The organism is Microcoleus sp. D2_18a_B4 (genome assembly GCF_036702475.1).
In the GTDB taxonomy this organism is placed as follows: Bacteria; Cyanobacteriota; Cyanobacteriia; order Cyanobacteriales; family Microcoleaceae; genus Microcoleus.
Map to the genome: position 1 here is coordinate 90542 of NZ_JAUBTL010000012.1, position 12567 is coordinate 103108.

8 protein-coding genes are annotated in these 12567 nt (G+C 45.0%); all 8 read right to left on the reverse strand.

Annotated elements, in window-relative coordinates:
• Nucleotides 1-108: 108 nt before the first annotated feature.
• The 8 genes from QUB04_RS09800 to QUB04_RS09835 all read right to left on the reverse strand — a co-directional run bounded on the left by QUB04_RS09800 (nt 109) and on the right by QUB04_RS09835 (nt 12546).
• Nucleotides 109-5295 (reverse strand): nSTAND1 domain-containing NTPase, encoded by a 5187-nt coding sequence (locus tag QUB04_RS09800; protein ID WP_333283735.1) that lies wholly within the window; start codon nt 5293-5295, stop codon nt 109-111.
• Nucleotides 5296-5920: 625 nt separating this feature from the next.
• Entirely contained in the window at nt 5921-6280 is a 360-nt protein-coding gene (locus tag QUB04_RS09805) for a hypothetical protein (protein WP_333283737.1), read from the reverse strand.
• A gap of 429 nt (nt 6281-6709) precedes the next feature.
• Nucleotides 6710-6853 (reverse strand): hypothetical protein, encoded by a 144-nt coding sequence (locus QUB04_RS09810; RefSeq protein ID WP_333283740.1) that lies wholly within the window; start codon nt 6851-6853, stop codon nt 6710-6712.
• Nucleotides 6854-6959: 106 nt separating this feature from the next.
• On the reverse strand, nt 6960-7652 hold the full coding sequence (locus tag QUB04_RS09815) for a response regulator transcription factor (protein WP_333052586.1): 693 nt from the start codon (nt 7650-7652) through the stop codon (nt 6960-6962).
• A gap of 205 nt (nt 7653-7857) precedes the next feature.
• Nucleotides 7858-8685, reverse strand: a complete 828-nt coding sequence (gene map, locus QUB04_RS09820) for a type I methionyl aminopeptidase (RefSeq protein ID WP_333052584.1) — start codon at nt 8683-8685, stop codon at nt 7858-7860.
• Between the two features lie 277 nt (nt 8686-8962).
• A complete protein-coding gene (locus QUB04_RS09825) occupies nt 8963-11032 on the reverse strand; it encodes a response regulator (RefSeq protein ID WP_333283743.1) in 2070 nt (689 codons plus the stop codon).
• Nucleotides 11033-11039: 7 nt separating this feature from the next.
• Nucleotides 11040-11765: a chemotaxis protein CheB gene (locus QUB04_RS09830; RefSeq protein ID WP_333283744.1), complete on the reverse strand. Its 726-nt coding sequence runs from the start codon at nt 11763-11765 to the stop codon at nt 11040-11042.
• On the reverse strand, nt 11719-12546 hold the full coding sequence (locus QUB04_RS09835; RefSeq protein WP_333283746.1) for a protein-glutamate O-methyltransferase CheR: 828 nt from the start codon (nt 12544-12546) through the stop codon (nt 11719-11721). Before QUB04_RS09835 ends, QUB04_RS09830 begins: the two co-directional genes overlap by 47 nt.
• Nucleotides 12547-12567 lie beyond the last annotated feature (21 nt).

Here is a 12567-nt window from a genome sequence, read left to right on the forward strand (position 1 = left end):
AGCGCACCGCCGAGACATATACAGAATTTTTCCATAAAATTATGTTGATGAGAATTAGCAAAATATAATTATGTAGGGTGTGGAGCCCGCAACTTACCGCTGTCAATTTCACCGCTTCCCCTTATTTAAAGCCTGCTTCCCAAATCCAAGACAAAGCAGTCGATCGCCCTCAGCAACATTCGGGTCATTCTGCAAATAATCTCCCAACCATTCGCAACTGCGAGCAATGATATTATTCAGTTGCAAATTCTCCACAGGCCACAAAATTACACTTCTATCCCTGCTAGCAAAAGCCAGAGTTTTGCTGTCCGAACTAAAAGTAACGCTCAACACGCGATCGCTCGATTCCAAAGTCTTAGATAGAATAGCCTTCTTGCCGCCAAAATCCCACAGCTTAACAGTATTTCCCCCACTCGCCGCCGCAATCAACTTGCCGTCGGGACTAAAACTCACGCTTTCTACAGTATCGCTGTGGTCGAGTTTTTCAGTTAAATTCGCCACCTTTCCATCAAACTCCCACAAGTAAACTTTTTTGTCAGCGCAAGCAGCAGCAATAGTCTTGCCGTCTGGACTAAAACTCACATTTTTAACGCTGTCCTCGTGGTCGAGAGTTTTCATAATCTTCGCCGACGAACCGTTAAATTGCCACAGGTAAACTCTCTTTTCTCCGGTAATTTCAAAAGCCTTTTTCTTCCCGCTTGCCTTGTCCTCAGCAGCGGTAGCAGTAGCAATAGTTTTGCCGTCGGGACTGAAGCTAACGCTAATTACTGGATTGCTGTGATCGAGTTTTGCAAACAAAGTTGCTTTAGAACCGTTCCAGCGCCAGAGGTACAATTTGCGATCCGCACTAGCGGCGGCAATTATCTTTCCGTCTGGACTAAAACTCACGCTTTTAACAATGCCGCTGTGGCTGAGAGTATCTAACAGTTTGCCGTTTAAACTCCAGACTTTCACGGTTTGGTCATCGCTGGCAGAAGCAACAGTTTTATCATCAGGCGAAATGCTAACCCAAGTAACAGAATCTTTGTGACCTTCTAAGGTTTTGAATAAACTGCCGTCAGCCCGCCAAAGTCTCACGGTTTTGTCGCCGCTAGCAGAGGCAATTGTTTTACTGTCAGCACTAAAACTGACTTTGTAAACCCAGTCTCCGTGTCCCGATAAAATCTTATTCAGCGGAGTGCTGTCCGGTTTCCAAATTTTCACTATTTTGTCCTTACTTGCGGAAGCAATAGTGCCGTCGCCGCTGAAACTTACGGCCCTCACGTCGTCTTGATGTCCTCGAAAAGTGTTGAGCAAAGTGCCGCTGCGACTCCAAATTTTTACCGTATCGTCTGCACTGCCGGTGACAATTTGTTTGCCGTCGCGACTGAAACTCGCGCTGACAACTTCATCGTTGTGTCCTTTGAGAGTTCTGATTTCCTCACCGTTTCGGTTCCAAACTTTGGCTGTGGTGTCGGCACTTGCCGAGACGAGTTCTTGACTGTTTGGACTGAACTTAATGCTGTAAACAATGTCAGAATGTTTGGTTAATGTTTTGGGATTAATTCTAAATTTCTGGGTTTTACTTTCTCGGTTCCAAAGTTTGACAGTTTTGTCAACACTTGCTGAGGCAATTGTTTGGCCGTCGGGACTGAAAGTGACGCTGAGTACCCAGTCTTTGTGTCCGGTTAAGGTTTGCAGCAATTTTTTGTTCGCAAGGTTCCAGATTTTGACGGTGTTGTCGTGACTGGCGGAAGCTAGGGTTTTGCCGTCTGGACTGAAACTGACGCTGGTGACGATATCGCGGTGGCCGGATAAAATTACGATCGCACTTTTGTCGTTATTTACTTGCCAAATTCTAATTGTACGATCGGCACAACCAGTAGCGATCGTTTTCCCATCGGGACTAAAACTAACACTCGTCACGCTATCCGGGTGATTGAAAGTTTTTAATAACTTACCTTCTTTGCTCCACAATTTAACAGTTTTGTCAGCACTTGCCGAAGCAACTGAATTGCCGTCGGGACTGACACTCACATCCAAAACAAACTTGCTATGCTGCTCGAAACGGTTGCGTTCTTGCACCCCGGAAACTGCTTGTCGGAGTCTTTCAGCAATTTGAGTTTTAGTGTCCACAGGCAGCGCTGTACTTTTAAGAGAATCACGACCAATTTTGATACTATTTTCCAACACTCCTAATTGATTTTTTTCATTAGAAATCACTAAAGATTCCGAGGCCGAATTTAGGGCGTCAGTCCGACTTCTTTCTGCTTCTTGCCGCGCGCTTTCTGCTAATTTTGCTTGCTCGAATGCCATCCCCGAAACACCTGCGAGTACAAGCACTCCTAGAACCGCCGCCCGCAATTGCCATCTCCGAGATTGGTAAAGTTGAGCTTCCGCTTCGTGCTGTTTCTCTCTAGCTTCCGACAGCAAAGCATCTTGCTCTCTGTCTTTGCGAATTTGTTCAATTTCATCTCGGTTAATTTGGTTTTGCTTTCGCAGTTCCTCAAATTCGGCTTTTTTATCTAATGCCTGCTGCTGGCGGATGAAGGTAACTAAATAGTCGTGAACGAGCTGGTAAAGCTCGGCCGGCAGTTCCGTCCACCGAAAAACTAAACCAGAGTTTACTAACAGTTCTAAGACTAAATCTAATTTGTCAGCTTCGGCAAATGTCGCTAAATTAGAGGCTAATTCGGCGCGGGTTTTTAGGGGACGAATCTCATCTTCATCTGTCAGCAAATACAAAACTCGGCGCGCCGCTACTTCATTTTCTGGACCGCAATCTTTGATGACTTCTTCGAGAAACCTTTCGACTAATTTTTGTTGCGGATTGTTGCCAAGTTCCTGATATTGAGCTAAAGTTCTAATGTCCTCTTGTTGCAGTTGAGCGCCGACAAGTTGTAGTTCGATCGGGCGAACTTCTCCCAATTCTCCAGCTAAATCATTGACTAATTCTTCGATCAGCTCCGGTTCTAAGTAAAACTGCGCTCGCTCAGTTAAAGTGCGAATTACCGATCGCGCATCGACCAGCGAAAAATTGCCCAAATAAAACAGAATGTTTTTGCTGAGAATGTCCTCTAAAATATCATTGTTAACGAATCCTGTCTGGTTTTTGGGTCGGGAAAAGTCCAGCAAATAGTGCAGGTAATCTTCCCGCAAACACAGGACGACTTTTAAATATTTGATTTTTAAGCAGTCCCGCAAAAAATCAAAAAATCTCTGCCTTTGGGCTGGCTCTTTCCACACGAAAAAGAATTCTTCAAATTGGTCAAATATCAGAACCGTCACTAGATGTTCTGAATTTATTTGCAGCTCCTTGATAATTTTTTCGTATTCGTTCGCCTGTGGTTCTCTAATTAATTCTACTGGCTGTGACTGCTCCCTTCTCTCCTCATTATTCCCAGCCAAGTCGTCGTTAAATCCCGAAATAAGATTTTCTTGAACTGGGCCTGCTTCTACTGGAAAATCTACCGGAGCAGTTTCCGGTACTGCTTCGGAAAGTTCCGGCTCGAATATTTCAGCTTTCCCAGCAGATAACTGTCTGGTCAATTCCCGCGGCCAGTTGTTGTAAACTTGCAGCACAATCGGCAAAACAGTCCGCCTTTCTATTTTTTTTTGTTTGAGAGCCGGTACTAATCCTCCGGTGACAATTGAACTTTTGCCAACTCCAGACTGACCGTAAATTACTGTCAGTTTGTCTGGGGTATTGTTCATCCTATATATCAAGCGGTTGAGGTCTTGTTCTCTGCCGGAAGCAGTAATTTCGTCAGCAATAGTAGCAGCGTCGGCAACAGTTTCGGCGACGGAATTAACCGCTTCTCTGTGCGGCTGCAACTTTCCGGCTCCAATAAAAGCTCGGAACCGATACGTGTGTTCCACCGCTCGATAATCTTGCTTAATTTGAAATGCTTCGAGATATTCTCCCCGCTGAAAATAGAGCGATCGCAGCATTTCTAAAACCCGCAAATACAGTTGCGGATTGTAGCACGCTTCGGTTTCCGAGCGAGCAAGCTCTAAATGCGCGATCGCCTCCTGCACCTCACCCAACTGACTCTGGGCCTCTGCTAAAATTAACAGATACAAGCCTAAATGCTGCGACTTTACAGGGGTTCCCTGTCCCGTCACTTCTAAATTTGAGTTGAGAACCTCTAGAGCCACTAAAGCCCATTCTTTCGCCCCTTGCCAGTTCTTTTGCTCTAAGGCTACTCTAGCCAAAAAGCCGTAATCTTGAGCCAAATTAACTGCTGAATTTTCCATATTTTCATGTAACCTCCGAGCTTTGATAGCTAAATTCCAGAGTGCATCCCAATCTTCTAAATGCTGCAATACTTCGCCAAGTTGATTGATGAATATACCAACGGCATCCGGCCGCCCCGCGCGTTCTAAAACATCAATACATTCCTGAAAATAATTCTTAGCTTCCGTCCAGTAAGGACGATTGCCACTGCGGTGTTTTTCTGCTTGGAAGCGGTAGCAAAGACCGATGTGGAATAGCAGAATTCCCTCTAACACCGGTGCAGGGTGAACGGTAAATAACAAATCGCTAAATTGTGTTTTTGGCCCAATAAATGCTACTTGATGCTTCCAAAAATTGAGACTTTTTTGATACAATTCAATAGCTGCTGGGATGCGGTGACAAGCATATTCGTGCCTACCGCGAATAAATTGCAAACTCGCTTCAATAGCTGGTTCTAACCTCATGTTGCAAGTTTGCAAGTCTTGGCTAGCCGACTCTAGTTCACTCAAAGAATTGGCTCCGAGAATGGCAGAATTAGTTAAACGCCAATTGCCACTTTCTAAAATGTGGGAAAAAATGCGATCGGCACTTTTACCCAGGAAATCCACCAAGTCGTCTGGGCCGAGCACAAATTCAACAGTGGTCGTCCAAGTCTCGATATCTGTTACTAACCGAATCAGTTTTTTTAAGATTTTGTCTGTCACCCACAGCACCACCGGAAAGGGAAAATTATTCCGAAATTCTTCCCTCACGTAGTTGGTAGAAGTCAGCAGTCGATCGATCGCACTTACCGATTCCAAGCCAAACACCATTAAAGCTGCCGGATGGCTGCAGGAAAGTTTGGTTTCTATCGTCGTGTAAAGAGTTTTAACAGATGGCGGGAGGACAATTTCTCTAATCTCGATATCAGACTCCTCCCGCAATTGCCGTACAATTTTTTCTCTCATAGCGCTGTAATTGCACCGTACCAAAATCAGCGAAAATTGCCCCTGAGACATTCTCAGAGCGCGGGAGAGAGTTTGCAGCGAACTTTTGTTTTGCTGTGCTGCGGTGTCTTGCTGGCAGTGCGAATTAATCATAATTAATATTTGAAAAAGTTTCTCAGGATAGATGCTGTCAACTGCCGAAAAAAGGAAGTTCGGCAACGGATTATTTAACGGATGTAACGGATGTAACGGATGTAACGGATGTAACGGATGTAACGGATGGAAGTTCGGCAACGGATTATTTAACGGATGTAACGGATGTAACGGATGTAACGGATGGAAGTTCGGCAACGGATTATTTAACGGATGTAACGGATGTAACGGGTGTAACGGATGGAAGGAATCGATTGCAGGGGAAAGTGCAATTAAGAACTTCCTAACCGTTTTGGCGGTTTCTCTAAGTTTACTTTTACCAGTTTTTACGTTTGCAAATCAGAGCGAACAATCACATGATTAATTTTAATTTTGCCATTTTAGGCGATTTCCCATCACTGGGAACTATCAATAAGTTAAGTTTATTTCAGCCTGCATACTTATTATTTTAGCCGATCGCAATTAAAGCATACCCCAAAAAATACATACTCTGTTATTCGCATATTCCCAGCAAAATCAACCGAATTTTACTGAAATCTTGATAATTGCTCAAATTCTACCCAGCAAATGAGTCTTTGTTTGCGGGACTCCCAGCCATCGCCCAAATCGCACCAATCCGATTTAGTTATTCGCATATCCCAGAAATCCGGCATTCCCGGGTTGACTGGCCCCTGGCCGCACTGAGATAAACTATCGGCGGCGGCTCATCAATTACAGCTTGAAGATTATTTGTCATAAATTTACTAATCTCCATATCTAAAGTAGCTGTAAAATCAGGTTCATCCCAATCCTCGCTTTCTTCAATGCTGATTGTTGTTGGTGGCCCAATATCAAAATCTAGCTCATCGCCAAAATCCGAAACTTTCTTAATTGGATCTATTTTCTGACTGGTATCAGCGGCCAAAGCTTGATTTGTATTGGCTATTAGTACGATCGGCAGTGCTACTATGGCACTTATTGTTTGTCGCGCCGTGATTTTCCTCATGGTATCCTCCTGGTATAAACTAAACTTTGGTGCTGCTATACATTCAACATCTGCGGCTACTTTAGAGCGCTGTGAGTCGATTTTAGATTTTAGATTTTAGATTTTAGATTGACTCCACAGATGAATCTGAGAGCTTGAACTAGGGTGTAAACTTTTAGCATGGGGGCCCAGAAACCGGGTTTTTTTACGAAATACTTTGTTACACACCGTAAATTCGGTAAAAAACCCGGTTTCTTTGTCGGAGTGCATCCAGAACTGTAATTAATAGTGGCTTGCTTTTCCATAGGATATAACCTGATCTGTGACTTTTCGTGGCAAGTTTGCTTAACGGAGCATATCCGGTCAAGTGTTGGCCTTTGTATTTACTACGTGAAAACTCTTAAACAGTCAGGTTTTCCCGTTAAGTAATTCCCCAGCCTTTGCGAGTGTTCATCTCAGACTCAAAGCAAAGTGGGTGAAAAGTTCGATCGCACACCAGTTTTCGCACACCAGTTTTCGCACACCAGTTTTCGCACTCCCGCGCTGCCACCAGCAAGCTGATGTGACATACCACAGCCACCGGATAGCTGTCAATACTTATATCTTAACATTTCTAATTTTTTGCATAATTATCGTTACCAGGAAGAACCTGGTAACGCCGATGGCCGAGGGAGAGCCTCCAGCCAAGTCGAGAGGGCCCCTATTTCGTCAAGCCGTGTTCGAGAGCGAAGCGAACCAACTCAGTACGGCTGTTAGTACCCGTCTTGCTAAACAAACGGCTGACGTACTTTTCCACATTACGCACGCTAGTTTCCAAGCGGCGGGCAATTTCTTTATTCATCAAACCTTGAGCAACCAAATCCAAAACACTTTGTTCTCGCGGAGTCAAATCAATTTTAATCGGCGAAGGACTTTGGGCGATCGAACTCCGCCCACTCAGCAAAGACTCAATTCTCGCCATTTGGCTTGTCAAAGCAGCAATATCTGGACTTTCAGGATTTTCGCTTGTCTCCTTAGCAGCCGCGCGACGGGCCAGCAAATTGGTTACTATTGCTACTAACTCGTCGGGATCGAAGGGCTTAGAAAGATAAGCATCGCAGCCTGCTTGATAGCCTTGAATGCGATCGCTCGTCATCCCCTTAGCCGTCAAGAACACCACAGGCAAAGCCTTATAGCGAGGATCTTCCCGCACTTGCTTGAGAAATTGATAACCGTCCACCTGGGGCATCATAATGTCTGAAATCACCAAATCGGGATTAGTCTGCTGCAAGAGTTCCCACCCATCTCGAGCATTACTGGCAACCTCAACCGCAAAATCGCTATCTTCCAAATAAGCTTGTACTGCTTCCCGCAAGCCCGGTTCATCATCTACCAATAATAATCGTGCTGACATAGTTGTTACCCTTACGCTTTACCACTATTTTTTAATTTAGCCGAATTTAACTCTTCTTGTCACTCTATCCCTCGAAAGAAGTTAAAAAATTGTTGTTTAACTCAAGAGTTTTGAGTTAGGTTTTGAGCTAACGATTAAAAAGTTGTTAAATCTTTAATTCAAAACTCAAAACTCAAAACTCAAAATTATTATTGAACCCTTCCACTTAAACTTTTGAACGATCGGTCAAAATTTCATAGCCAGTTTCTGTCACCAACACAGTATGCTCAAACTGAGCCGACATAGCATTGTCAACCGTTACAGCAGTCCACTTGTCAGAAAGCGTCCGAGTGTACTTAGAACCGGCATTCAGAATTGGTTCGATCGCCAATGTCATGCCCGCTCGCAATTTCACGTTCGGCATTTCCCGCGTGCGGAAATTGAAAACAGACGGTTCCTCGTGCAAATTTCGCCCGACACCGTGGCCGGTAAACTCCTCAACGATGTTAAAACCGTTGCTTTTGACATGATCTTCGATCGCACCCGCCAGATCGAGCAAATAGGCTCCCGCCTTCACTTGTTCGATGCCTTTGTAGAGAGCTTCTTCTGCGACTCGGATTAATTTTGCCGATTCGGGAGTCACTTCCACAACTGCGATCGTGATGCAAGAATCGCCGTGAAAACCTTGATAATATGCCCCAGTATCTACCTTGAGAACATCTCCTGCCCGAATTACTTTTTTGGGACTGGGGATGCCGTGAACAACTTCGTTATTAATGCTAGAGCAAATCGATCCAGGAAAACCGTGATAGCCTTTAAAACTCGGAGTTGCCCCCATAGCACGGATACGTTTTTCGGCATAAGCATCCAAATCAGCAGTAGTCATTCCCGGTTTCACCATTTGGGAAATTTCTTTGAGTACCGTTGCAACGATTTTTGCTGCTTGCCGCATAATTTCGATTTCGCGTTCCGACTTAATTTCAATGCCTCGACGCTGTTTTTTGACTTGGGGTGCTTGAGTTGGGCTAGAAAGCAGACTGCTAAAAATATTCATGTATTGATTGGCGGGTAATTTTGTACTTTGACGGCAGGTTGAAGCAAAAAAACGGCAAATATCCAGTTTTTTGTGGAAAAACGGGTGTCTTGTTCCGAACTGTCGATCGCGTTTCCTTTTAGCTAGCTTAATATTTTTCTCAGTAATCAGCACGGGATTGGGGGTCAACAAAGCGGTTTTAACCGCCGATTCCCTTGGAAATCACCGAATAGCACTATTGTCAATCAGCCTTCACGGACGGGCTCTCCTGCCCAACCCGTACTCCCCACAATAAAATCTAATCTTTGTGGAACAGGCATCTTGCCTGTTCTTGAGCATCGTGCAAGATGTGAGTTGGATCGGGATTTCCGAGGATTCCTGTGAGGTTAGCAATTGCGGCAATTAACTTATTTATGTCAACTGGTTTAGATAAGTGCATCTGGAAACCAGCTTCCAGCGCTTGCTTGCGCTCTTCCTCTCTGGCGTAGGCAGTCAGAGCGATCGCAGGCATCTTTCCACCCCTGAGCACTTCCATTTCTCTCACCCGCGCCATCAACTCATAGCCGTCTGCTTGCGGCATTCCAATGTCGCTCAGCAGCACATCCGGCCAATAACTCTCCAGTGCAGCTAGAGCCCCGGCCACCGATGATGCCGATCGCACAATAGCTCCCTGATCCTCGAGTAAAGCAATCAAAAACTCCCGCGTGTCATCGTCATCATCCACCACCAGCAATTGCAAATTAGCCAGAGTGGGGAGAACCTCTGTCGCGTCATTGAGGGGCGACCAAGCATCCCCTGCACCTTGGGTCTTCCTCTGTACAACAGGTAAAGCCACCGTAAATTTCGCACCCTCGCCCGGATTATTCTCTGCATACACCTTACCGCCGTGCTGTTCCACCAAGTGACGGACGATCGCCAATCCCAGTCCCAAACCCCCGTAAGACCTAGTTGTGCTGCTATCAGCTTGGCGGAAGCGATCGAAAACATAAGGCAAAAAATCAGGAGCGATACCAATGCCGCTATCAATTATCTGAATTTGAGCCTCATCGCCAACTGACTCTAACCGCACCTGTACTTTACCATCTTGCGGACTAAACTTAATCGCATTTGACAGCAAATTCCACACAATTTGCTGCAAGCGATCGAAATCGCCGATAACTTCACCTACATTGGGACTGCACGTTAATTCTATGACTATTGATTTTTCCTCAGTCAGCGGCTGCAAAGAATCTATTGCCAGCTTGATCGCAGATTCCAACCGAATCGGATGCATATTTAAATTTAGTTTCCCCCGCAGAATCCGCGAAACATCTAAAATATCTTCGATGAGTTGAGCTTGAGATTTAGCATTGCGCTCAATTGTTTCTAGGGCTTTCTCAATAGTGTCGTGGTCAAATGTTTTGGTACGAAGCAGCCTAGACCAGCCGAGAATTGCATTTAAAGGAGTACGGAGCTCGTGAGAGAGAATAGCGAGAAATTCATCCTTCATCTGGTTAGCTCTTTCCGCTTCTTGCCGCGCCACTTGTTCGCGGATTAGTCGGCCGCGTTCTTCCTCTGCTTGCTTGCGGTCTGTGACATCTCTAACCGTGCCCACGTGACCGATCAGTTTTCCCAAATCCGAAAACATTGGCGACGACTGCACGTGAATCCAACGCACATTTTCGCTCCCAGCTAATCGAAACTCGTTAGAATATTCCTGGCTTTCTTTAATCCAAGCTAACCAATCTGCTACTACGCGATCGCGATCTTCTGGATGAACTTCCCGCTGCCAAACCTCTACCAAACTTTCCTCCAAAGTTAACCCGCAAATCGCTTGACAACGGGGATTGGTGTAAGTACAGCGGCCTTCAACGTCAGCTAAGTAAATTCCCAGTGGTGAACAAGCACACAAAGTGCGAAACCGCTCTTCACTTTTACTTAGTTCACTATTAACCGCAGCTAACTGTGTTGCTTGCTGTTTCACCTCGACTGTTTTTTGGAACAATTCCACAAATACCTGCACCTTCGAGGTCAATATTTCCGGTTCTAAGGGTTTGAACAGGTAATCCACCGCACCCAGAGAATAACCTTTAAACACGTGGGTGTCATTACTGCTGAATGCTGTGATAAAAATAATCGGAGTCGATCGCGATCGATCTCTAGAGCGAATCAATGTTGCTGTCTCAAATCCATCCATTCCCGGCATCTGCACATCAAGCAAAATTACCGCAAAATCTTCATTAAGCAGACATCTCAGAGCCTCCGCGCCCGAATTAGCTTGTACTAGATGATAAGAGGGGCTGTTGAGGATAGCTTCTAGAGCTACCAAATTTTCTGGGCGATCGTCAACTAAAAGGACATTTACTCGATGGGGGGACTGCAGATTCATAAATTTTTTAATCTTTAATTCTTAGCAAGTTGACTAAACAGGGAGCGATTTTAGAGAGGGGTAAAATCCAGTCTACTTCAACATTTGCGATCGCCGACGCTGGCATGGTCGCGCATAGGGCCGAAGCCGGTTCCTCCACAAATGTCAATCCTCCCTCAGCTTTAATTTTTGCCAGCCCTTTACTGCCATCCGAATTAGCTCCCGTTAAAATTATGCCGATCGCTTTCTCCCCAAAGGCATCCGCAGCAGACTCAAACAGCACATCGATTGAGGGCCGCGCGTAGGAGACAGGGCCCTCAGTTGATAGTGCAAATGTAGGAGCTCCGCCATTGGGGATTGGGGATTTTGAATTATGGGTTGACTCCACTGCCACGCCCCCCCATTCTGTAAAGTCGTTTTCATGCAGGCTAAACTCCTCCTCAGAGGGCGATTCTATTAGCAAGTGATAGTCAGCAGGAGCCAAGTAAACCCGTCCCGGTGCGATCGGCTCTTTGTCTTCTGCCTCTGTGATTTGGAGAGAGCTTTGCTTTTGTAAAAAATAAGTAAGCCTATTCTGAGAACTCTTATGGCGGTGTTGGACAATAACTACAGGCAAAGGAAAGGTTGGTGGCAGATTTGCCAGCAGCACAGTCAGAGCCTCTAGCCCTCCCAAAGACGTGCCAACAACCACTATTTCAAAATTTTTTTTATTTAACTCTTCGGTAGATTTTATCACTACTTTCAATTGGTTCATAGTATTTTTCATAAGGTGTAAAAGTCAGAGACTCCTGATGTCCTAGTCCTAAAACCCCAAACATTCCCAGGCTCTCATAAAAAAGCTTGTGTACCCGCTCTTGGAGGTGTGAATTGAAATAAATCATCACATTACGGCATAAAATAACATTAAATTCATTAAAAGAATTATCCGTTGCTAGGTTGTGGTGAGCAAAGACAATATTATCTTTAAGTGAAGACCGAAAAATAGCATTTTCATAGGCAGCAGTGTAATACTCAGAAAACGCTTTCGTGCCCCCCGCTTGGTGGTAGAGTTGCGTATATTCTTGCATTTGCTTCAGCGGGAATATCCCAGTTTTGGCTGTTTTCAAAACTAATTCATTCATGTCCGTAGCGTAAATCCGACAACGGTCATACAGTCCTTCTTCTTGCAGCAAGATTGCCATAGAATAGACTTCTTCTCCCGTTGAACATCCAGCGTGCCAAATCCGAATAAAAGGATAAGTACGCAGCAGCGGCACCACTTTATTTCTGAAACTAATGTAAAAGCTGGGATCGCGAAACATCGCCGTTACATTGACAGAAATATCCAGCAGTAAACGGTCTAGGTAAGCAGGATTGTGAAGTACCTTTTCCTGAAGTGCAGACACAGTGGTGAGCCGTTCCGAGCGAATAGTGTTCCAAATACGGCGCTTGAGAGAGGCAAGAGCATAATTGCGAAAATCAAATCCGTAATAGCGAAACATTCCCTCTAGTAAGAGTTGAATTTCGATTGTTTCAAGTTCATGGCTTTCGGACATTTGTAATTGGTAATTGGTTAT

What these genes read in the sequence shown, in the direction of transcription:
- QUB04_RS09800 (WP_333283735.1), bottom strand. Translation starts at nt 5,295, where the DNA reads ATGATTAATTCGCACTGCCAGCAAGACACCGCAGCACAGCAAAACAAA.
- QUB04_RS09805 (WP_333283737.1), bottom strand. Translation starts at nt 6,280, where the DNA reads ATGAGGAAAATCACGGCGCGACAAACAATAAGTGCCATAGTAGCACTG.
- QUB04_RS09815 (WP_333052586.1), bottom strand. Translation starts at nt 7,652, where the DNA reads ATGTCAGCACGATTATTATTGGTAGATGATGAACCGGGCTTGCGGGAA.
- map (WP_333052584.1), bottom strand. Translation starts at nt 8,685, where the DNA reads ATGAATATTTTTAGCAGTCTGCTTTCTAGCCCAACTCAAGCACCCCAA.
- QUB04_RS09825 (WP_333283743.1), bottom strand. Translation starts at nt 11,032, where the DNA reads ATGAATCTGCAGTCCCCCCATCGAGTAAATGTCCTTTTAGTTGACGAT.
- QUB04_RS09830 (WP_333283744.1), bottom strand. Translation starts at nt 11,765, where the DNA reads ATGAACCAATTGAAAGTAGTGATAAAATCTACCGAAGAGTTAAATAAA.
- QUB04_RS09835 (WP_333283746.1), bottom strand. Translation starts at nt 12,546, where the DNA reads ATGTCCGAAAGCCATGAACTTGAAACAATCGAAATTCAACTCTTACTA.